Annotated in this window: 21 protein-coding genes; 9 read left to right on the top strand and 12 right to left on the bottom strand. The window is 70.5% G+C overall.

Annotation, left to right across the window (positions count from 1 at the left end; translation table 11 throughout):
• Positions 1–166: 166 nt before the first annotated feature.
• From ABT170_RS37845 to ABT170_RS37830, 4 genes are all read right to left on the bottom strand, one after another.
• Positions 167–1,291, bottom strand: coding sequence for a GuaB3 family IMP dehydrogenase-related protein (locus tag ABT170_RS37845; RefSeq protein ID WP_007453079.1), 1,125 nt, complete (start codon positions 1,289–1,291; stop codon positions 167–169).
• Positions 1,292–1,396: 105 nt separating this feature from the next.
• A complete protein-coding gene (gene guaB, locus ABT170_RS37840) occupies positions 1,397–2,899 on the bottom strand; it encodes an IMP dehydrogenase (protein WP_329946502.1) in 1,503 nt (500 codons plus the stop codon).
• 141 nt (positions 2,900–3,040) lie between these two features.
• Entirely contained in the window at positions 3,041–3,616 is a 576-nt protein-coding gene (locus tag ABT170_RS37835; RefSeq protein WP_266923001.1) for a sigma-70 family RNA polymerase sigma factor, read from the bottom strand.
• 324 nt (positions 3,617–3,940) lie between these two features.
• The gene (locus tag ABT170_RS37830) at positions 3,941–4,552 is read right to left on the bottom strand and encodes a response regulator transcription factor (protein WP_003948568.1); all 612 of its coding nucleotides are present in this window, start codon (positions 4,550–4,552) and stop codon (positions 3,941–3,943) included.
• A gap of 422 nt (positions 4,553–4,974) precedes the next feature.
• On the opposite strand from ABT170_RS37830, the gene ABT170_RS37825 reads away from it, so the two are divergent.
• Positions 4,975–5,307 carry a WhiB family transcriptional regulator gene (locus ABT170_RS37825; protein WP_329946503.1) on the top strand — a complete coding sequence of 111 codons (333 nt, stop codon included), beginning with the start codon at positions 4,975–4,977 and terminating at the stop codon, positions 5,305–5,307.
• A gap of 192 nt (positions 5,308–5,499) precedes the next feature.
• Here ABT170_RS37825 and ABT170_RS37820 read toward each other — a convergent pair whose 3' ends face one another.
• Positions 5,500–6,390, bottom strand: a complete 891-nt coding sequence (locus ABT170_RS37820; protein ID WP_329946504.1) for a LysR family transcriptional regulator — start codon at positions 6,388–6,390, stop codon at positions 5,500–5,502.
• 81 nt (positions 6,391–6,471) lie between these two features.
• On the opposite strand from ABT170_RS37820, the gene ABT170_RS37815 reads away from it, so the two are divergent.
• On the top strand, positions 6,472–7,149 hold the full coding sequence (locus tag ABT170_RS37815; RefSeq protein ID WP_351875252.1) for an MOSC domain-containing protein: 678 nt from the start codon (positions 6,472–6,474) through the stop codon (positions 7,147–7,149).
• Positions 7,150–7,209: 60 nt separating this feature from the next.
• On the top strand, positions 7,210–7,983 hold the full coding sequence (locus tag ABT170_RS37810) for an SDR family NAD(P)-dependent oxidoreductase (RefSeq protein WP_329946506.1): 774 nt from the start codon (positions 7,210–7,212) through the stop codon (positions 7,981–7,983).
• Positions 7,984–8,038: 55 nt separating this feature from the next.
• On the opposite strand, the gene ABT170_RS37805 is transcribed toward ABT170_RS37810, so the two are convergent.
• On the bottom strand, positions 8,039–9,577 hold the full coding sequence (locus tag ABT170_RS37805) for a right-handed parallel beta-helix repeat-containing protein (RefSeq protein WP_329946507.1): 1,539 nt from the start codon (positions 9,575–9,577) through the stop codon (positions 8,039–8,041).
• 262 nt (positions 9,578–9,839) lie between these two features.
• On the opposite strand from ABT170_RS37805, the gene ABT170_RS37800 reads away from it, so the two are divergent.
• The 5 genes from ABT170_RS37800 (at position 9,840) to ABT170_RS37780 (ending at position 15,248) form a co-directional block, all read left to right on the top strand.
• Positions 9,840–10,955: a substrate-binding domain-containing protein gene (locus ABT170_RS37800; protein WP_329946508.1), complete on the top strand. Its 1,116-nt coding sequence runs from the start codon at positions 9,840–9,842 to the stop codon at positions 10,953–10,955.
• A 147-nt stretch (positions 10,956–11,102) separates the two neighbouring features.
• Positions 11,103–12,431: an ABC transporter substrate-binding protein gene (locus tag ABT170_RS37795; protein WP_266922994.1), complete on the top strand. Its 1,329-nt coding sequence runs from the start codon at positions 11,103–11,105 to the stop codon at positions 12,429–12,431.
• A complete protein-coding gene (locus ABT170_RS37790) occupies positions 12,431–13,324 on the top strand; it encodes a carbohydrate ABC transporter permease (protein ID WP_329946510.1) in 894 nt (297 codons plus the stop codon). The genes ABT170_RS37795 and ABT170_RS37790 overlap by 1 nt, the downstream gene beginning before the upstream one ends.
• A complete protein-coding gene (locus tag ABT170_RS37785) occupies positions 13,321–14,175 on the top strand; it encodes a carbohydrate ABC transporter permease (RefSeq protein ID WP_329946511.1) in 855 nt (284 codons plus the stop codon). Before ABT170_RS37790 ends, ABT170_RS37785 begins: the two co-directional genes overlap by 4 nt.
• A 44-nt stretch (positions 14,176–14,219) precedes the next feature.
• Entirely contained in the window at positions 14,220–15,248 is a 1,029-nt protein-coding gene (locus ABT170_RS37780) for a hydroxyacid dehydrogenase (RefSeq protein ID WP_351875246.1), read from the top strand.
• A 114-nt stretch (positions 15,249–15,362) separates the two neighbouring features.
• Here the strand turns inward: ABT170_RS37780 and groL are convergent, their stop codons facing one another.
• The 4 genes from groL to ABT170_RS37760 form a co-directional block, all read right to left on the bottom strand.
• The gene (groL, locus tag ABT170_RS37775; RefSeq protein WP_266922990.1) at positions 15,363–16,985 is read right to left on the bottom strand and encodes a chaperonin GroEL; all 1,623 of its coding nucleotides are present in this window, start codon (positions 16,983–16,985) and stop codon (positions 15,363–15,365) included.
• A 99-nt stretch (positions 16,986–17,084) separates the two neighbouring features.
• Positions 17,085–17,393, bottom strand: a complete 309-nt coding sequence (gene groES / locus ABT170_RS37770; RefSeq protein WP_185299054.1) for a co-chaperone GroES — start codon at positions 17,391–17,393, stop codon at positions 17,085–17,087.
• A 154-nt stretch (positions 17,394–17,547) separates the two neighbouring features.
• Positions 17,548–17,832, bottom strand: a complete 285-nt coding sequence (locus ABT170_RS40745; RefSeq protein WP_502970629.1) for a hypothetical protein — start codon at positions 17,830–17,832, stop codon at positions 17,548–17,550.
• Complete coding sequence (locus tag ABT170_RS37760) at positions 17,829–18,752, bottom strand: polysaccharide deacetylase family protein (RefSeq protein WP_351875241.1); 924 nt, start codon at positions 18,750–18,752, stop codon at positions 17,829–17,831. Before ABT170_RS37760 ends, ABT170_RS40745 begins: the two co-directional genes overlap by 4 nt.
• Positions 18,753–18,883: 131 nt before the next feature.
• Between ABT170_RS37760 and ABT170_RS37755 the strand changes: the two genes are divergently transcribed.
• Entirely contained in the window at positions 18,884–20,113 is a 1,230-nt protein-coding gene (locus tag ABT170_RS37755; RefSeq protein WP_351875238.1) for a THUMP-like domain-containing protein, read from the top strand.
• A gap of 12 nt (positions 20,114–20,125) precedes the next feature.
• Here ABT170_RS37755 and ABT170_RS37750 read toward each other — a convergent pair whose 3' ends face one another.
• Positions 20,126–20,785: a hypothetical protein gene (locus ABT170_RS37750; RefSeq protein ID WP_351875235.1), complete on the bottom strand. Its 660-nt coding sequence runs from the start codon at positions 20,783–20,785 to the stop codon at positions 20,126–20,128.
• Positions 20,786–20,993: 208 nt separating this feature from the next.
• Positions 20,994–21,458 (bottom strand): VOC family protein, encoded by a 465-nt coding sequence (locus ABT170_RS37745; RefSeq protein WP_329946517.1) that lies wholly within the window; start codon positions 21,456–21,458, stop codon positions 20,994–20,996.
• Between the last annotated feature and the right edge of the window lie 33 nt (positions 21,459–21,491).

Here is a 21,491-nt window from a genome sequence, read left to right as displayed (position 1 = left end):
CAGCGGGTGAACCAGAGGGTCTGGGGCCGGACGGCGGCATGCGTCATGGGGTCATCCCTGAGGGTCGGCGGAAAAGGTCGGGGCGGGGCCGGGTGTGGCGGTCCGGGCCCCTTCCGCAGGTACGTCCGGCTTCCGTGGGTACGGCTCAGCGTTCCGCGGGTACGGCTCAGCGGCGGTGCTGCGAGTCCGCCACCGTCACCTCGACGCGCTGGAACTCCTTGAGGTCGCTGTAGCCCGTGGTGGCCATCGCGCGGCGCAGGGCGCCGAAGATGTTCATCGAGCCGTCAGGGGTGTGCGAAGGCCCGGTGAGGACCTCCTCCGTCGTCCCGACCGAGCCCAGGTCCACCAGCTTGCCGCGCGGCACGTCCTCGTGGACGGCCTCCATGCCCCAGTGCCGGCCACGCCCCGGGGCGTCGGTCGCACGGGCCAGCGGGGAGCCCATCATCACGGCGTCCGCGCCGCAGGCGATGGCCTTGGGCAGGTCGCCGGACCAGCCGACACCACCGTCCGCGATCACGTGGACGTACCGGCCACCGGACTCGTCCATGTAGTCGCGGCGGGCCCCGGCCACGTCGGCGACCGCGGTCGCCATCGGGACCTGGATGCCGAAGACGTTGCGCGTGGTGTGCGCGGCGCCGCCGCCGAAGCCCACCAGGACACCGGCGGCGCCGGTGCGCATCAGGTGCAGGGCCGCGGTGTACGTGGCGCAGCCGCCGACGATCACCGGGACGTCCAGCTCGTAGATGAACTGCTTCAGGTTGAGCGGTTCGGCCGCACCCGAGACATGCTCGGCGGAGACCGTCGTACCGCGGATGACGAAGATGTCCACACCCGCGTCGACGACGGCCTTGGAGAACTGGGCGGTGCGCTGCGGCGAGAGCGCGGCGGCGGTGACGACACCGGAGTCGCGCACCTCCTTGATGCGCTGCCCGATCAGCTCCTCCTGGATCGGCGCGGAGTAGATCTCCTGGAGCCGCCGGGTCGCGGACTCGACGGGCATCTCGGCGATCTCGTCGAGCAGCGGCTGCGGGTCGGCGTGCCGGGTCCACAGCCCTTCCAGGTTGAGCACGCCCAGGCCGCCGAGCTCGCCGATCCGGATGGCGTGCTGCGGAGAGACCACGGAGTCCATGGGAGCGGCCAGGAACGGCAGCTCGAAGCGGTAGGCGTCGATCTGCCAGGCGATCGAGACCTCCTTCGGGTCACGGGTGCGGCGGCTCGGTACGACGGCGATGTCGTCGAATGCGTATGCCCGGCGGCCGCGCTTGCCGCGCCCGATCTCGATCTCAGTCACGATGATGTGGCCTTTCCCTCTACGTCTGCGCTGACCAGTATCCCCGACACACGCGTGAGGGGCGGTCCCGGGAACACCGGTCCGCCCCTCACCTGCGGTTTCGCGTTACTTCCTGCTGTAGTTCGGCGCTTCGACGGTCATCTGGATGTCGTGCGGGTGGCTCTCCTTGAGACCCGCCGAGGTGATCCGTACGAACCGGCCGTTGGCCTGGAGCTCCGGCACGGTACGGCCGCCGACGTAGAACATCGACTGGCGCAGACCGCCGGTGAGCTGGTGGACGACCGCGGAGAGCGGGCCCCGGTAGGGCACCTGACCCTCGATGCCCTCGGGGACCAGCTTCTCGTCGGAGGCGACGCCCTCCTGGAAGTAGCGGTCCTTGGAGAAGGACTTGCGGTCGCCGCGGGTCTGCATCGCGGCGAGCGAACCCATGCCGCGATACGACTTGAACTGCTTGCCGTTGATGAAGAGCAGCTCGCCCGGGGACTCCTCGCAGCCCGCGAGCAGCGAGCCGAGCATCACGGTGTCCGCGCCGGCCACCAGGGCCTTGGCGATGTCGCCCGAGTACTGGAGGCCGCCGTCGCCGATGACCGGGACGCCTGCCGCCCTGGCGGCGAGCGAGGCCTCGTAGATCGCGGTGACCTGCGGAACGCCGATACCGGCGACCACACGCGTCGTGCAGATGGAGCCGGGGCCGACGCCGACCTTGATGCCGTCCACACCGGCGTCGATCAGCGCCTGGGCGCCGTCACGGGTGGCGATGTTGCCGCCGATGACATCGACCGACGCGTTCGACTTGATCTTGGCGACCATGTCGCCGACCAGCCGGGAGTGGCCGTGTGCGGTGTCGACGACGATGAAGTCGACGCCCGCCTCGATGAGCGCCTGGGCACGCTCGTAGGCGTCGCCCGCGACACCGACGGCCGCGCCGACGAGCAGCCGGCCGCCCTTGTCCTTGGCCGCGTTCGGGTACTTCTCGGCCTTGACGAAGTCCTTGACGGTGATGAGGCCCTTGAGGACGCCCGCCTCGTCGACCAGCGGCAGCTTCTCGATCTTGTGGCGGCGCAGCAGCTCCATGGCGTCCACGCCGGAGATGCCGACCTTGCCGGTGACCAGTGGCATCGGCGTCATGACCTCGCGCACCTGGCGCGTGCGGTCGGGCTCGAAGGCCATGTCACGGTTGGTGACGATGCCGAGGAGCTTGCCCGCCGGGTCGGTGACCGGGACACCGCTGATGCGGAACTTGGCGCACAGGTCGTTCGCCTCGCTGAGCGTGGCGTCGGGGTGCACCGTGATCGGGTCGGTGACCATGCCGGACTCGGAGCGCTTGACCAGGTCGACCTGGTTGGCCTGGTCGGCGATGGAGAGATTGCGGTGCAGTACGCCCGCGCCGCCCTGCCGGGCCATGGCGATCGCCATGCGTGCTTCGGTGACCTTGTCCATCGCCGCGGAGAGCAGCGGGATGTTCACCCGTACGTTCTTCGAGATGTACGAGGAGGTATCGATCTGATCGGGCGCCATGTCGGACGCGCCGGGCAGCAGCAGCACGTCGTCGTATGTCAGCCCGAGCGTCGCGAATTTCTCGGGCACTCCGTCGACGTTTGCAGTCATGACACCTTCCCCAAATGGCCTTGATCGGTGCGGATGTCCATGCTAACGGGCTCCGCGGGTGTCTCATTCCACGATCAAGATCACTAAGAGTTTTTGTATCTTCCTACGGTCCGCCGCCGGGCCCCTTCGCCGCCGGGCTGGCTACTGCCCGGCGAGGGCCCGCAGCCTGCTGAGCGCCCGGTGCTGGGCGACCCGGACCGCGCCCGGTGACATTCCGAGCATCTGTCCGGTCTCCTCCGCGGTCAGACCGACCGCGACCCTCAGGACCAGCAGTTCCCGCTGGTTCTCCGGAAGATTGGCGAGGAGCTTCTTCGCCCAGGCCGCATCGCTGCTGAGCAGCGCGCGCTCCTCGGGGCCGAGGGAATCGTCGGGCCGCTCCGGCATCTCGTCGGAGGGGACGGCCGTCGACCCCGGGTGCCGCATGGCGGCCCGCTGGAGGTCGGCGACCTTGTGGCCCGCGATGGCGAAGACGAAGGCTTCGAAGGGCCTGCCGGTGTCCTTGTAGCGCGGCAGCGCCATCAGCACCGCGACGCAGACCTCCTGCGCCAGGTCCTCCACGAAGTGGCGAGCGTCACCGGGCAGCCGGTTCAGCCGGGACCTGCAGTAGCGCAGGGCGAGGGGATGGACATGGGCCAGCAGATCGTGGGTGGCCTGCGCGTCGCCTTCGACGGCACGGTGCACCAGAGCACCGATCACCGTTGTCTCGTCGTCGCGCATCGGACCATGGTGCCTTGATGCCGTCTGGTCCGCTCCACCGCGTCCTGAGTTGTGCACCGAAGCGTTATGAGCGGGTGCGCCGGATGTCATGTCCTGCGCCCTCCCCTTCCGCTCGTCCGAACCGTTCCCGAGGAACTCCACGACTCAAGGATGCGTCATCGGCCGGGAAGCGTCACACAGCGCCGGTACGTAGGGGCCGGCACGGGCATACCGCCGGGCTCCGGACCCACCGCCGCGACGGGACCGCCGGCCCACCGGCACCGTCGCCCCGTCCGCCGCAGTGCGGACGGGGAAGGCCTCGGCTGCCGGGCACGGCCCCCGCCCTCAGCGGACCAGACCCCAGCGGAAGCCGAGCGCCACCGCATGGGCACGGTCCGAGGCGCCGAGCTTCTTGAACAGCCTCCTGGCATGCGTCTTCACCGTGTCCTCGGAGAGGAAGAGCTCGCGCCCGATCTCCGCGTTGGAACGGCCGTGACTCATGCCTTCGAGCACCTGGATCTCCCGCGCGGTGAGCGTGGGGGCCGCGCCCATCTCGGCGGACCGCAGCCGGCGCGGGGCGAGCCGCCACGTCGGATCGGCCAGCGCCTGGGTCACGGTGGCCCGCAGCTCGGCGCGCGAGGCGTCCTTGTGCAGATACCCGCGGGCCCCGGCGGCGACCGCGAGCGCGACCCCGTCCAGGTCCTCGGCGACGGTCAGCATGATGATCCGGGCCCCGGGGTCCGCGGAGAGCAGCCGCCGGACCGTCTCCACACCCCCCAGACCGGGCATGCGTACGTCCATCAGAATCAGATCCGAACGATCGGCACCCCAGCGGCGGAGGACTTCCTCGCCGTTGGCCGCCGTCGTCACGCGCTCGACGCCGGGCACAGTGGCCACCGCGCGACGGAGCGCTTCTCGGGCAAGCGGGGAGTCGTCGCAGACGAGGACGGATGTCATGACCGTCCTCCGCAGCTGATGCGCGTCACCTTGAGCCTCCAGGCTGATACAAGTCGTCACCTGTGCGGTTGACCCCCTCGGACATGTGCCCGAGCTCGTTCTCCGTCAACCGCCTCCGCACTCTCAACGATGGTCACTCGAAAGAGTTACGGGTCGGACCGTCGGGTTCGGCACTCTACGTGAAGGGCCGCACACGGAGGAGAACGGCGCGGGCGATCCACCTCTCGCCCGAATCTTCACCTGAAGGTATGCCCTATTTGGCGGGTTTTCTTCCCTTTTGCTGGTGTCTGTGGCTAGATTCGCAATCAGTCATATTTACATCTACTAACACCGTAGATGTACGGTCGGAACTCCGGCCGCCGAAGATCGACGACGGTCGAGGATGCCGTTTCCGACTCAGCACGGTTTCGAGGGGACAAGCAATGGCAGATTTCTCCCGCCTTCCCGGACCCAATGCAGATCTGTGGGACTGGCAGCTCCTGGCCGCCTGCCGAGGGGTCGACAGCTCACTGTTCTTCCACCCGGAAGGTGAGCGCGGGGCGGCTCGGAGCGCACGCGAGACCTCGGCGAAGGAGGTGTGCATGCGCTGCCCGGTACGCGCCGAGTGCGCGGCACACGCGCTGGCGGTACGGGAGCCCTACGGAGTGTGGGGCGGCCTGACCGAGGACGAGCGCGAAGAGCTCATGGGCCGCGCACGCAACCGGCTGATCGCGGCGACCCCGTCGGGCGCCGCCCACGGATCCGGACGCGCCTGACACCCGAGCCCGCCCACCTGACGAAGAAACGTTTCTCCCGAACGGCGGACATGGCGCCCACCGGCAACGGACGATGCCGTACGCCGGCGCTGGAGCGCGCCGTGAGCCGGCCGCGTAGCGCGCCGTGAGCCGCGCGTACGCCCGCGGCGCCCTCCGGTGGCCGCCCGGCCGCCCGCCCGTGCGGGCTTCCGCTCAGCGGGCGGCGGCCAGGGACAGCTGGTCCAGGGTGGCCGCCACCGCCGGGACCCGTGCCAGGTCCGGCAGGGTCAGCGCCACGATCTCGCGCTCGATGGCCGGTTCCACCGTGATGGTGCGGGCCCCCTTGGGGCGTACCGACTCGATCGCCAGCGCCGGGAGCACCGCCACCCCCAGCCCCGCGCCGACCAGGCCGATCACCGCCGGGTAGTCGTCCGTGGCGAAGTCGATCCGGGGGGTGAAGCCGGACTCCTCGCAGACCTCCACGAGCTGGCGGCGGCAGCGCGGGCATCCGGCGATCCACGGCTCGTCGGCCAGTTCGCCGATGCCCACGCTCTCCGCCCCGGCCAGCCGGTGCCCGTCCGGAACCAGGCCGATCAGCCGGTCGGTGAGCAGGGGGCGTGCGACCAGGTCGTCCCATTCGCCGCCGGAGGTCCCGTACCGGAAGGCCAGCGCGATGTCGCAGTCGCCGTCGCGCAGCATCTCCACCGATCTCGGCGGCTCGGCCTCGACGAGGGAGACCCGGGTGCCGGGGTGCTCCGCGCGCAGCGCGGCGAGGGCGCCGGGGACCAGGGTGGAGCTGCCGCTGGGGAACGAGACGAGCCGCACCCGGCCCGCCCGCAGCCCGGCGATCGCGGCGACCTCCTCCTCGGCGGCGGTCAGCCCGGCCAGGATGCCGGAGGCGTGCCGCACCAGCGCCTCGCCCGCCTGGGTGAGGCGCATCTCGCGGCCCGTACGGATCAGCAGTGCGGTGCCCGCGGAGGACTCCAGCGCCTTCATCTGCTGACTGACGGCGGGCTGGGTGCAGCCCAGTTCGCGCGCGGCGGCGGAGAAGGAACCGGTGGTGGCCACGGCGCGCAGGACACGGAGATGACGGGCTTCGATCACCCCACCACCATAAGCGAATCTTGTACGAGTGGCGAATAATTGCCTAGTTACTTTGAGACATGATTCGTTAGCGTATGCGGCATGAAGCTGCTGACCGTCAATGTGGGGATCCCCCGCCCCTCCGCGCATTCCGACGCCCCCACCGGGATCGACAAACGGCCCGTCGAGGGGCCGGTACGGATCGCCGACCCGGGCGCGAAGGGGATCGGCGGCAGCGGGGTCGGCGGGGACGCGGTGTGCGATCTGCGCCACCACGGCGGCAGCGACCAGGCCGTGTACGCCTTCGCCCGCGAGGAACTGGACGGCTGGGAGCGGCTGCTGGGCGGCCGGGCGCTTCCCAACGGGGCGTTCGGCGAGAATCTGACGACCCTGGGCATCGACGTGAGCGGCGCGCGGATCGGCGAGCGCTGGCGGATCGGCTCCGGCCCGGTACTGGAGGTGACCTCGGGCCGCATTCCCTGCCGGACCTTCGCGGGCCATGTCGGCGAGAAGGGGTGGGTCAGGCGGTTCACCGAGGCAGCCGCCCCGGGCGCGTACCTCCGGGTGATCGAGCCGGGCACGGTCCACGCCGGGGACCCGGTGGAGATCGTGCACCGCCCGGACCACGACATCACGGTGGCCCTGCAGTTCCGCGCCGTGACGACCGAACGGGATCTGCTGCCCCGCCTGTTGGCCGCCGGGGACGCGCTGCACCCGGAGACGCTGCGCAAGGCGCGGGCGTACGTCGAGGAGCACGGCCGGGGGCCGTCCGGCGCATAGCGCCGTCCGCCCGGCGGGCAGGGGGTCCGGCGGGGCGCGCGGGGCACTAACGTGCCGCGTATGACGACTGCACTGATTACGGGCGCGACGGCGGGGATCGGGGCCGCCTTCGCGCGGCGGCTCGCGGGCGACGGGCACAACCTGGTGCTGGTGGCCCGTGACACCGAGCGGCTGCGGGTCCAGGCCACCGAACTGCACGACCGGCACGGCATCGAGGCCGAGGTGCTGAGCGCCGATCTGTCCCAGGACTCCGGGATCGAGGCCGTCGAGGCGCGGCTGGAGGACTCCCGGCACCCGGTCGACCTGCTGGTCAACAACGCCGGTTTCGGCAACAAGGGGCGCTATCTGGATGTGCCCGTCGCCGATGAGCTGAGGATGCTGAAGGTGCACTGCGAGGCCGTGCTGCGGCTGACCTCGGCGGCAGCAGCCGGAATGCGGGAGCGGGGCCGGGGCGGGGTCATCAACGTGGCCTCCGTCGCGGCGTTCCTGCCGCGCGGGACGTACGGGGCGTCGAAGGCGTGGGTGGTGCAGTTCACCCAGGGCACGGCGAAGGACCTGGCGGGGTCGGGGGTCAGGCTGATGGCGCTGTGCCCCGGTTTCGTCCGTACGGAGTTCCATGACCGCGCCGGGATGGGGACGGGCAACATCCCGGGCTGGATGTGGCTGGATGCCGACAAGCTGGTGGCGGCGGCGCTCTCGGATCTGGCGCGCGGCAGGTCGGTGTCGATCCCGGACCCGCGCTACAAGGCGCTGATGGGGCTGGTCAAGGTCACGCCTCGCGGCCTGCTCGGAGGGGTCTCCTCCAGGACAGGCCGCAAGTACGGACCTCAGTGACCGTGCGGGTGAGCGGTGCGCGGCGCCTGGCGCCCGGCCCGGACGCGCGGCGGGGTCATCGGACGCCGCGGCCCGCGTAGGCGCCGATGTTGGGGGCGCCGGGCTTCAGCCTGTTGCCGAAGTAGTCCTTGCCGCCGTTGTCCTCGATCTCGGCACCGGCGGCGAGGGCGGGCGAGCCCTTACCCAGCCGGAAGTCGGGGCGCAGCTTCGGGTCGGCCGTGATGCCGCCGGGGTCGGGGCGGGTCATGTCGATGCCGTGGAAGGCGTTGTGGTCGAAGGAGAGTCCGGCGGTCGGGTTCTTGAAGGCGTAGCCGCCGGTGCCCTCGCTCACGAAGAGATTGTTGCGGATGGACAGTTCGTGCTGTGTGGTGGCGGGGCTGCCGGCGTCGTCCTGGACGAGGTAACCGGGCACCGTCTCCGCGCTGTTGACGAAGGTGTTGTTGTGGATCCGGGTGTCGAGGATCGGGCCCCAGCAGTTCTGGATGAGGCGCGCGCCGTCGTTGCGGCTGACGTTGTAGCGGGCGACCGTGCCGATGGTCCTGGCTCCGCTGTACGGGCAGACCAGCAGGAAGCCGCCCTTGTTGTCGTGGCTGTAGTTGTACTGGAAGACCGTGTTGCGGGAGGCGCCGTCGGCGTCGAAGGACATGCCGTCGTGGGTGTTGCCGCCGCCGGAGACCTCGTTGTACTCGATGGTCGTGTCGTCCGTGTTGAAGGTCCAGATGCCCGCGTTGGCGGAGGGCGAGCGGAGCTGGAAGCCGTCGATCCGGTTGTGGTCGACGCGGGCGCCGCTGGTGGTGTCCAGCTTCATGCCGTCGCCCGCCAGGGACTTGAGGGTGTTGTGGTGGATGCGGACGCCGGTGCTGGGCGTCCACTCCCCCGGGTAGACGTTCGGGTCCTGCTGCTGGCCGACCAGATCGCGCTTGGAGAAGGTGGACTTGAAGTAGATGCCCTCGCGGTCGACGTTCTCGATCCGGTTGTGGCCGATGTCGAGACCGTCGTACCGGCTGGCCTTCGCCGTGCCCTCGACCGCGATGTGGATCGCGCTGGAGCCGGTCAGCGTCTTGAAGTCCCCGCCGCGCACATCGTGGATGTAGAGGCCCGAGATGCTGAAGCCGCGGGCGGTGCCGTAGTCGGTGAGCCGGAGGCGGACGCCGTTGCGCTCGCTGCCGGGGCTGCCGGCGTTGGTGATCTCCAGGTCGCGGAGGTGGACGTACCGCGTGTTGGAGAGGAGGACGACATCGTGGGCGCCCGCGCCGTCGAGCCGGGCGCGGGCAGCGCCGTGGCCGTAGTCGGCGATGGTGAACGGAGCGCGGGCGGAGCCGCCGCCCCGCGGGGCGAGGGTGCCGGTGCAGGTGGCGCCGCGCCGGAAGAGCAGCCGGTCGCCGGGGCCGTAGGTCCACGCGTTCGCCTCGGCGAGGCCGGTCCAGGGCCGTGCCCTGCTGCCGTCTGCCGCCGCCGTGCCGGGGGAGGCCGAGCAGTCGACGTAGTGGGTACGGCCGGTGGGCGCGGCCTGCGCGCTGCCGGTACCCGCGGCGGTCAGACCGGCGGCGGCGGTCAGGGCGGCGAGCGCGGCCGCGGTGACGCGATGTCTCACAATTCCTCCGTACGAACAGTCAGGGTCGGTCGGGCAGTTGGGTCGGGCAGGAGCGGTGCGGTCGGGTCGATTCACCGGCCGGCGGATCGGTCGGACCGGTCGGCGTCGCCGGAATCCTGAACGCCGATTGATCGAACGTCAATGGATTGCGTTTGAATGATCGAAACTGCCATCGTTCGATCACGCTGGACTAGGGTCGGGACAGGGCTCCGGGAACGGCCGGACCGGGGACCGCGCCACACATTGCGAGGGGACTGCTGCCGTGCGCGAAAGTGCTGCTGAACGTCATGACCGACTGCTGGACCTGGTCCGTGAACGGGGCTCGGCCCGCGTCTCGGATCTCGCCTCCCTGCTGGGGGTCTCCCCCGTCACGGCCCGCCGGGACGTGGAGGATCTGGCGGTACGGGGCCTGCTCGACCGGGTGCACGGCTCCGTGTCCTGGCCGCGGGACGCCACGCCCGCGTCCGCCGCGGCCCCCGGCCCGGGTGCCGCCGGTCCGGGGGGCGGGATGGTCCTCGGCATGCTCGCGCCCTCCGCGACGTACTACTTCGCCGAGGTGATCCGCGGAGCGCACGAGGCGGCGGCGCGGGCCGGCGCCCGGCTGATCCTGCGGATCTCCGACTACCGCCCGGAGGAGGACCACGCCCGCACCGAGGGCCTGCTCGCGGCGGGTGCCGAGGGCATGCTGGTCGCGCCCGGCTGGCGGCACCCCGGCGACCCGGCGGCGTTCGGCGACTGGATCACCTCGCTGCCCGTGCCCAGCGTGCTGCTGGAGCGGCAGCCCGCCGCCGGCTCCCCGCTCGACGCCCTGGACCGGGTCTGCTCGGACCACCGGCACGGGGTCCTGCTGGCCGTGCGCCACCTGGTGGGACTGGGCCACGGCGCGCCGCTGCTGATGGCCCGCGCGGACTCCCCGACGGCGGTCGCCGTGCGGTCCGGGTACGCGGAGGCGCTGAGCGTGCTGAAGCTGCGCGCCCCGCAGGACGTGATCGATTCCGTACCGGCCGAGCTGGCCCCGGACGGCTTCGAGGCCGCGGTGCTGGCCCTGCGCGACGCGGTCACCTCCGGGGTGGCCACGGCGGCGCTGATCCACAACGACGTGGACGCGATCCAGGTGGTGCAGCGCCTGGCCGAGCTCGGTGTACGGGTGCCGGAGGACCTGGCCCTGATCGCGTACGACGACGAGGTGGCCGCCCTCGCCGACACCCCGCTCACCGCGGTGGCGCCGCCGAAGCGCGAGGTGGGGCGGCACGCCACGGAACTGCTGGTGGAGCGGCTGGCGCGGGCCCGCGGCACGGGCGGCGCCGCACCCCGCCGCCATCTGTCGCTGCTTCCCGAACTGCGGGTCAGGTCCTCCTGCGGGGCCGCCCTGGGGTAGGCCTCGCGGGCGGTCTCCCCGACCACTTCCGTTCGTAACTTATTTGATCTTTTTTCGATCAATCAATCTTTCGCTCTTGACTTCGGTCACGGCTGGTTCAAGGATCACGGCCAACGCCAATGTCGTCGCCTGTTCAGGAGCCACGCTGTGAGCCGCAGTCGGAGCAGAACGTCCCATGTCATAGTCGGCGCCGCCACCGCCCTCGCCGTTCTCACGGCCTGCGGCGGCAGCGGTGACGACTCCGCAGCCCCCGGAAGCGACGGGAAGCCCGTCAGCATCACCTTCTGGGGCTGGGCCAAGGGATCCAAGGAGGTCGTTGACGCGTTCAACGCCTCGCACAAGAACATCAAGGTCGTCTACGAGGAGATCCCCTCCGGCAACGCGGGCGGCTACGCCAAGATCTCCAACGCGGTGAAGGCGGGCAACGCCCCCGACCTGGTCAGCATCGAGTACCCGCAGCTGCCCGAGTTCGTCAGCCAGGGCGCCCTCCAGGACATCAGCCAGTACGTCACCGACGACGTCAAGAAGAAGCTGCTGCCGCAGGCGGTGGAGCTGACCACACTGGGCGGCAAGAACTGGGCCGTCCCCTTCGACGCCTCGCCGCAGGCGTTCTACTACCGCCAGGACCTGTTCAAGAAGTACGGCGTAGAGGTCCCCACCACCTGGGACGGCTTCCGCAAGGCCGCCGAAGAGGTCAAGAAGGCCGACAAGAAGGCCCGTATCGGCACCTTCTTCCCCGACGACCCGACCACCTTCCAGGCGATGGCCTGGCAGGCCGGGGCCCAGTGGTACAAGGCCGAGGGCGACACCTGGAAGGTCTCCACCACGGACGCGGCCACCACCAAGGTCGCCGACTACTGGCAGGGACTCCTCGACGACGACCTGATCCGCGCCAACGCCTCCTTCAGCCCGGAGTGGACCAACTCCCTCAAGAACGGCGGCACCGTCGGCTACCTCGGCGCCGCCTGGGGCGCGGGCGTCCTGAAGGGCACACTGCCCGAGCAGAGCGGCAAGTGGGCGGTCGCCCCGATGCCCAGCTGGGACGGCAAGCCGGCCAGCGGCATGCTCGGCGGCTCCACGTTCGCGGTGTCGAAGAACAGCAAGAAGGCCGAGGCCGCCGTCGAGTTCGCGACCTGGATGTCCACCACCGAGGACGGCATCAAGGCCCGGATCGAGTCCGGTACGTCGAGCGCCTTCCCGGCCGCGGCGGAACTGCGCCCCGTGGCGAAGAAGGCCTTCGACGCGAGCTTCTACGGCGGCACGGACATCTACCAGGTGTTCGAGGGCGCCGCGACGTCCATCGGCCAGAACTGGGCCTGGGGCCCGACGACCGGCACCTCCAACACCGTGATCAAGGACCAGTTCGGCAAGGTCGCCAGCGGCGGTTCGACGATCTCCGAAGCGGTGAAGGCGGGCCATGACGCCACGGTCGCCGAGCTCAAGAAGCGCGGCCTGAAGGTCGAGGACGCCGGCTGATGAAGCGCGCCCGGACATCCAGAGCCGCCGCCGTCCTGCTGGGGCCCTTCTTCGTACTGTTCACCTTGGCCATGCTCGTGCCGATCGGATACGCGGTCTGGCTCAGCCTGTTCACCGAGAAGCAGTCCGGACTGGGCTTCGGCGGCACCGAGACCGTCTTCAGCGGCCTCGACAACTACGCGGCGGCCCTGGGCGACCGGGCCTTCCGCGAGGGCTTCGTCGTTCTGCTCGGATACTGCCTCTTCTACATTCCGCTGCTGCTCATCGGGGCCCTCGCCCTCGCCCTGCTGCTGGACTCCACGCTGGCCCGCGCCCGCCGGTTCTTCCAGCTCGCGCTCTTCCTGCCGCACGCCGTGCCCGGCATCATCGCCGCGCTGATCTGGGTGTACCTCTACACGCCCCAGCTCAGCCCGGTCGTCAGTGCCATGGAGTCGGGCGGGATCGGCTTCGACTTCTTCTCCCCCGAAGGCGCTCTCCCCTCCATCGTCAACATCGCGCTGTGGGAATGGCTCGGCTACAACATGGTGATCTTCTACGCCGCGCTCCAGGCCATCGACCGCTCCGTACTCGAAGCGGCCACGGTCGACGGCGCCGGCGCCTGGCGGATCGCCCTGTCCATCAAGATCCCGCTGATCCGCGCCTCCGTGGCGATGGTCGCGCTGTTCACGATCATCGGCTCGCTCCAGCTGTTCACCGAACCGCTGATCCTCAACAAGGGAACGGGCTCGGCCGTCTCCTCCACCTGGACACCGAACATGTACGCGTACACCGCGGCCTTCGAGCGCAACGACTACGGGCTCGCCGCGGCCGCCTCCATCCTGCTGGCCCTCACCGCCGCGCTGCTCTCCTTCGTCGTCACCCGCTTCACCGGCCGGAAGGGCAAGAAGGCATGAACTCATCGACCCGCCCCAGCCGCTGGATGTCCAAAACCGCGGTCAACGGCTTCCTGCTCCTCGCGGTCGTCTACATGCTCTTCCCCCTCGTCTGGCTGGTCACCGCCGCCACGAAGGACACCGGGGACCTGCTCGCGGGCAGCGCGTTCTCCTTCGACGGCTTCAACCTCGGCGAGAACCTGTCGAACCTCGCCTCCTACGGCGACGGCATCTACTTCCGCTGGTACCTCAACAGCCTCCTGTACGCCGGTGGCGGCGCCATCGTCTGCTCGCTGATCTGTGTGGCCGCGGGCTACGCCTTCGACAAGTACGAATTCCGGGGCAAGGAGAAGCTGTTCGGCCTGGTCCTGATGGGCGTGCTGGTGCCCACCACCGCGCTGGCCCTGCCGATGTATCTCCTGGCCTCCGAGATCGGCCTGGTCAACACCTACTGGTCGGTGCTGATCCCGGTACTGGTCAACCCGTTCGGCGTATATCTCGCACGGGTGTTCTGCACCGGCTATATCCCGAACGAGGCGCTGGAGGCCGCCCGGATCGACGGGGCGGGCGAGCTGCGCACCTTCTGGTCGATCGGTCTGCCCATGGTCATGCCGGGCTTCGTGACGGTCTTCCTCTTCCAGTTCACCGCGATCTGGAACAACTTCTTCCTCCCCCTGGTGATGCTGTCGGACCGCAAGCTCTTCCCGCTGAGCCTGGGTCTGTACTCCTGGAACACCAACACGCACGGCGAGCCGAGCTTCTACCCGCTCGTCGTCACCGGCTCCCTCCTCGCCGTCATCCCCCTGATCGTCGCCTTCGTCTCGCTGCAACGGCACTGGAAGGCGGGTCTGACCGCCGGAAGCGTCAAGTGACCGCCGGACCGCCCGCGCGAGCCCTGAGGAGTACGAGTCCCACCATGCCCCACGCCACTGACAACCGGCCGAAAGCCCTGCTGGCGATGGCCCCCGGCATCGCCGAACGCCTCCTCGCCGAACGCCACCACACCCGGCTGGCCACCCTCACCCGCACGGACACCCGGCTCGTCGGCCACGACCTGGCCGCTCCGACACCCGAGGTGGCCGCCGCACTCGCCGAGGCCGAGGTGCTGTTCACCTGCTGGGGAGCGACCCCGCTCACCGCCGAGGTACTGGCCGCCGCCCCGCGGCTGCGCGCCGTCGTGCACGCCGCCGGATCGGTGAAGCACCACATCACCGACGCGTGCTGGGAGCGCGGGATCGCCGTCACCTCCGCCGCGGCGGCGAACGCGCTGCCGGTCGCCGAGTACACGGTGGCCGCGATCCTGTTCGCCAACAAGCGCGTCCTGCACGCCGCCCAGCGCTACCGCACCCTGCGCGCCGACCACGACTGGCGCGACGAACTGGACGGCACCGGCAACTACCGCCGGACCGTCGGCATCGTCGGAGCCTCCCGCATCGGCCGCCGGGTGATCGAGCTGCTGCGCCCGTTCGATCTGGACGTGGTGCTCTACGACCCGTACGTCTCCGAGGCGGAGGCCGCCGCGCTGGGGGTCGGGTCCGCGTCGCTGGCGCAGGTGTGCGCGCGCAGCTCGGTCCTCTCCGTCCACGCGCCGCAGCTCCCGGCCACCCACCACCTCATCGGCGCGGAGCAGCTGGCGCTGCTGCCGGACGGGGCGACGCTGATCAACACGGCGCGGGGTTCGCTGGTGGACGAGGAGGCGCTGCTGCCGGAGCTGGTGAGCGGGCGGCTGCACGCGGTGCTGGACGTCACCGAGCCCGAACTCCCGCCGTCGCACTCCCCGTTGTACGACCTGCCGAACGTCCTGCTGACCCCGCACATCGCGGGCTCGCTCGGCAATGAGCTGTACCGGATGGCCGACCGGTCCCTGGACGAGCTCGAACGCTTCGCCCGGGGGCTGCCGTTCGCGGATCCGGTGACGCCGGGGGTGCTGCCCCACTCGGCGTGAGCCTCCGGGCACGACGCACCGAGGCCCGGTGCCCCCGCGACGGGGGTACCGGGCCTCGGTGGTTCTCGTTCCGGTACGGCGCGCTGCCGTACCGGAACGGCGTACTACGGCGTACTAGTGGGAGTGACCGTGGCCGTGACCGGCCTCGGCCTCTTCCTCGGCCGGCTTCTCGACGACCAGGGTCTCGGTCGTGAGCAGCAGCGACGCGATGGACGCGGCGTTCTCCAGGGCGGAGCGGGTGACCTTGACCGGGTCGATGACGCCGGCCTTCACCAGGTCGCCGTACTCGCCGGTGGCGGCGTTGAAGCCCTGGCCCTTGTCGAGCTCGGAGACCTTCGAGGTGATGACGTAGCCCTCAAGGCCGGCGTTCTCGGCGATCCAGCGCAGCGGCTCGACGGCGGCACGGTGCACGACCGCGACACCCGTGGCCTCGTCGCCGGTCTTGCCGAGGTTGCCCTCCAGGACCTTGACGGCGTGGACCAGAGCGGAGCCACCACCGGAGACGATGCCCTCCTCGACCGCGGCGCGGGTCGCGGAGATGGCGTCCTCCAGACGGTGCTTCTTCTCCTTGAGCTCCACCTCGGTGGCGGCACCGACGCGGATCACGCAGACGCCGCCGGCCAGCTTCGCGAGGCGCTCCTGGAGCTTCTCGCGGTCCCAGTCGGAGTCCGTGGACTCGATCTCGGCCTTGATCTGGTTGACGCGGCCCTTGACGTCGGCCGTGTCGCCGCCGCCGTCGACGATGGTCGTGTCGTCCTTGGAGACGGTCACGCGGCGGGCGGTGCCCAGCACGTCCAGACCGGCCTGGTCGAGCTTGAGGCCGACCTCCTCGGCGATGACGGTCGCACCCGTGAGGGTGGCGATGTCACCGAGCATGGCCTTGCGGCGGTCGCCGAAGCCCGGGGCCTTCACCGCGACGGCGTTGAAGGTGCCGCGGATCTTGTTGACGACGAGGGTGGAGAGCGCCTCGCCCTCGACGTCCTCGGCGATGATCAGGAGCGGCTTGGAGCCACCGGCCTGGATGACCTTCTCCAGCAGCGGGAGCAGCTCCTGGATGGAACCGATCTTGCCCTGGTGGATCAGGATGTACGGGTCGTCGAGGACGGCCTCCATACGCTCCTGGTCGGTCACCATGTACGGGGACAGGTAGCCCTTGTCGAAGGCCATGCCCTCGGTGAACTCAAGGTCCAGGCCGAAGGTGTTGGACTCCTCGACGGTGATGACACCGTCCTTGCCGACCTTGTCCATCGCGTCCGCGATGAGCTCGCCGACCTGGGTGTCCTGCGCGGAGAGCGCGGCCACGGCGGCGATGTCGGACTTGTCGTCGATCGGACGGGCGGTCGCGAGGAGCTCCTCGGACACGGCCTTGACCGCGGCGTCGATGCCCTTCTTCAGGGCGGCCGGGGAGGCGCCCGCGGCGACGTTGCGCAGACCCTCGCGGACGAGCGCCTGGGCCAGCACGGTGGCGGTGGTGGTGCCGTCACCCGCTACGTCGTTGGTCTTGGTCGCCACCTCCTTCACGAGCTGGGCACCGAGGTTCTCGTACGGGTCGTCGAGCTCGACCTCACGCGCGATGGTGACACCGTCGTTGGTGATGGTGGGAGCGCCGAACTTCTTGTCGATGACGACGTTGCGGCCCTTGGGGCCGATCGTCACCTTGACCGTGTCGGCAAGCTTGTTGACGCCGCGCTCAAGGGCGCGACGGGCGTCCTCGTCGAACTTCAGAATCTTCGCCATGGGCTGTTCTTCCCTCTCAAAACGAACTGCGCCCCTCACCACCCGGCTAGTTATTTCGCAGGGGGCCAGGGGCGCAGAACAGAAGCAAACGTGGGTGAATTACTTCTCGACGATCGCGAGCACGTCGCGGGCCGAGAGGACGAGGTACTCCTCGCCGTTGTACTTCACCTCGGTGCCGCCGTACTTGCTGTACAGAACGACATCGCCGGTCTTGACGTCGAGCGGAAGGCGCTCGCCGTTCTCGAAGCGGCCCGGGCCCACGGCCAGGACGACGCCCTCCTGGGGCTTCTCCTTGGCGGTGTCCGGAATGACCAGGCCAGAAGCCGTGGTCTGCTCGGCGTCGAGCGGCTGGACCACAATGCGGTCCTCAAGCGGCTTGATCGCAACCTTGGTGCTGGTGGTCGACACGATCCGGTCTCCCCCTTCGGAGATCTCACGGGGTTTAACAGTCTTTGGGTGGCGACCAGGTCGATCCGTCGTCGCGGGTGCCGGACCTGCCCTGCCGCACAGTGGTGCTGGCACTCTCCAGGGGGGAGTGCCAGACCTGAGACTATGACCGCGATTAGCACTCGGTCAAGCGGAGTGCCAATTCACCACCCTCGCGTCGCGCGGAGGGCCGCGCCGCGTGGGGCGCGGAGGACCGCGCGGCGAGCGGTCGCTGACCGCACGCGCCGCGGCCCCCCTTGAGCACCGCGGACTTCGGTGACGGCGACCGGCCGCCCATCTGCTGGGCCGCCTTGCGTCCCAGCCGTTCGATCGGGTCCACCGACTGCGCGCACCCGGCGGTGACGGTGAGGAGCGCACCGGCCGTCAGCAGCCCGGCCAGCAGCCGGTGCGCGCGCGTCATACGTAGTCCTCCAGCCTGGCCACCGCGTACCCCTTGTCGGTGATCGTCTTCATGACCCGTCGGATCATGTCCGGCATGGAGCCCTTCCAGTCCTCGCGCCCCCGGAAATGGGTGAGGATGATGTCGCCCGGGTGCAGGTCCCGGTCCCACTCGCGCCATTCCATGTGGTCGGGGAACGCCTCGGCGGACCACAGGGGCACGGCCGTCACCCCGCAGGACTTCGCGACGGCCAGGGTGTCGCGGTTGTAGTTGCCGTACGGCGGCCGGAAGAGCGTGGGCCGCTTCCCGTAGCGCTTCTCGATCTTGGCCTGCTGGTCGCAGATCTCCTTCTTCTGCTCGCCGTACGAGAGGCCGGGCAGATAGCGGTGGTTCAGCGTGTGGTTGTTGAGGGTGACGCCGCGCTTCTGCATCTGCGCGAAGTAGCCGTAGTCGTCGTTGATGACGTAGTCGCTGAGGAACGCGCTGTACGGGATGTCGAGTTCCGTCATCATCCGCAGCAGCTCGGGGTCCTTCTCCGCGCCGTCGTCCATGGTGAGGAAGACGATCCGCTCCTTGGTGGGAACGGTGGTGAAGACGGGCGGCAGCGCGTCGCCGTCCGTGACCTCGAAGCCCTCACGGGTGGTGATGCGCGGCTTCACGGCCGGCGGCGCCGGGGCGGCCAGCGGGACCCCGGCCAGCCCCCACTTCTTCGCCGCGACGGCACGGGCGGCCTGTTTCCGCTCGGCCTCCTGGGCGTACGTGTCCGGAGCGCGGGCGGGTCCGGCCTGCTGGGCCGGTCCGCCCGGCTGTCCGGAGGCGGCCCCGCCCCGCTTGTCCGGGGCGCCCGCGTCGCCGCCCTCCGGGCCGGCGGCGCATCCGGAGCCGATCACGGCGACCAGCAGCGCCACCAGAACCGAGGAGACCGGTCTGCGCCTCTTCATGGCCAATTCTTCCTTTTGTCTTACTGGCTGCATGGCGCCGCATCCTGCCAGCCCGTCACCGGGCCCCCGCCCCGACACCGCCACCGCAATCGCCCGGTCCCCCGGCTGGCTCACACGGAACCTGGCTCACAATGGACCGGGTGAACGCACCTACCCCCACCGGTCCCGCCGGCCCCACGGACCCGCTCGCCGCCTTCGCCGCCCTGCGCACGCCGGAGGGCACCGGGCTCCTGGCCGCGCTGCGGGACCACGACCCCGCGCAGGAGCTGGCCACCGCCACCCGGCTGCGCCGTACGCACCCGGCGGACCTGGTGTCGGCGGCGCTGGGGCAGGCGCGGCTGCGGCAGCGCGCGGTGGCGAAGTTCGGCGCCGAGGACGCGTACCGGATGTTCTTCACGCCCAACGGTGTGGAGCAGGCCACCCGCACATCGGTCGCCGCCCACCGCGCCGGGCGGTTCGCCTCGCTCGGCGTACGGAGCGTGGCGGACCTGTGCTGCGGGATCGGCGGGGACGCCATCGCCCTGGCGCGCGCCGGGATCCGGGTGCTCGCCGTGGACCGCGACCCGCTGACCGCCGAGGTCGCCCGCGCCAATGCCGAGGCGCTCGGGCTGGCGGACCTGATCGAGGTGCGGTGCGCCGATGTCACGGAGATCGGCACGTCCCCGTACGACGCGGTCTTCGTCGACCCCGCCCGGCGGGGCGGGCGGGGCCGGATCTTCGACCCGGAGGCGTACTCACCACCGCTGTCGTGGGCGACCGCGACCGCGCTGAAGGCCCCCAGGGCGGCGCTGAAGATCGCCCCCGGCGTCCCGCACGAGGCGATCGGACCGCAGGCCGAGGCGGAGTGGATCTCGGACGGCGGCGATGTGAAGGAGGCGGTGCTCTGGTTCGGCGAGGGCTTCACGCCGGGCTCGTACCGGGCCACGCTCCTGCCCTCGGCGGCGACCCTCACCGCGGCGGCCCCGCTGCCCGCCCCGCCGGTCGGCCCGGTCGGCCGCTATCTGTACGAGCCGGACGGCGCGGTCATCCGCGCCCATCTGGTCGCCGACATCGTGGAGCGGTGCGGCGGGCGGCTGATCGACGAGACGATCGCGTACATCACGAGCGACACGGCGTACACCTCGCCGTACACGACGGCGTACGAGATCACCGACCGGCTCCCGTTCGGCATGAAGAAGCTGAAGGCCCTGCTGCGGGAGCGGGAGGTCGGCGTCCTGACCGTCAAGAAGCGCGGTTCGGCCATCGAACCGGAGGAGCTGCGGCGGCGCATGAAGCTCCGGGGGCCGCATTCGGCCACCGTGTTCCTGACCCGGGTGGCCGGTGCCCCGACGATGCTGATCGGCCACCCCGTCGGCGGGTGAGCCGGTGCCCCGTCAGCGGGGCGCCCCGCCGGCCGCCGGCACCGGTGGCCGGGAAGCGGCTCCCATCAGGACCCGTACCACCCAACGGCGGTGCGTGAGCGCCTTGGTGATGCCGATCAGACCGATCACCCAGGCGATCAGTCCGACCCCCATCACCAGAACCAGCAGCCCGTACGGGTCCTCGGCCGCGGCACCCGCCGGCGCGGCCGTGCACGCGAACAGGCCGACCGCGCACAGCGCGAAGGACATCAGCAGCCAGGCGAGGCTGGTCCCGGGAAGCCGCAGCCGCCGGTCGCGGGCCGGATCGCGGTCCAGCGCGCCCCATTCCAGGAGCAGTTGACGGACCTTCCGGTCCCGGCCCAGGCCCAGCGACACGAAGATGCCGGACGGCACCAGGAGCGCGAAGCCGAGGACGAGGGCGACGAGCGCGCCGATCGCGCTGAACACGTCGTACGTCTCCTCGAACATGATGAGCGCGGTCCCCACGAAGGACCAGCCGAGCGCGGCGAGCGCCCCCCACATCCACAGCAGCCCGAGCCGGCCCCGCCCCACATGCATCCTGACCAGCTCGCCGAGGACCACGTCACGGTCGGCGAGCAGCGTCTCGCGGTCGGGCCAGGAGCGGATCTCCGCAGGCGGCGGGGGCGGCGGCAACGGCGAGCGGCATGACATGCCCCAGACACTACCGGCGGGCGGAAGGGCTCCGGCGCGGCACTCGCCCGCGCACGAACCCGTACGCGAGAGCGCGGGCGTCTTCGAGCGGTCGCCCGACCAGGCCCATGAGGCGCCGGTCGCGAGTCATCCGCGCCGCGCCACCCGCACGGGCCCGAGGGCCGTCCCGTCGTCCCGGGCGAGGAACGCCGAGGTCCCGGCGGCCGGGTCACGCGTCGCGCAGCGCCTGGACGTCGAGCTTCCGCATGCCCAGCATGGCCGTCATGACCCGCTCGGCCCTGGCCCTGTCCGGGCCGCCGAGCAGTTCTCCCAGCGCACGCGGGACGATCTGCCAGGACAGCCCGTACTTGTCCTTGAGCCAGCCGCACATGCTCTCCTCGCCGCCCTCGGAGAGCGCGTCCCACAGGTGGTCCACCTCGGCCTGGTCGGCACAGTCGACGGAGAGCGAGACCGCCTCGGTGAACGAGAACTCCGGGCCGCCGTTGAGCGCGATGTACTCCTGGCCCGCGAGGACGAACTCCACGGTCATCACCGAGCCGGTCGCACCGGGGGACGCCTCGGTGTAGTGGGCGATGTCCACGATCCGGGAGTCGCCCCCGAAGACGGACACATAGTGGCCGGCCGCCTCCTCCGCCTGGTTGTCGAACCACAGACATGGCTTGATCTTCTGCATGGCCGTCTCCTCCTCGGACCGGCCGGCGGGGCG

The organism is Streptomyces sp. NPDC001787, assembly GCF_040297465.1.
Lineage (GTDB): Bacteria > Actinomycetota > Actinomycetes > Streptomycetales > Streptomycetaceae > Streptomyces.
The sequence above is the reverse complement of the archived record's forward strand: the minus strand, read 5'-3'. Positions and strand labels throughout refer to the sequence as shown.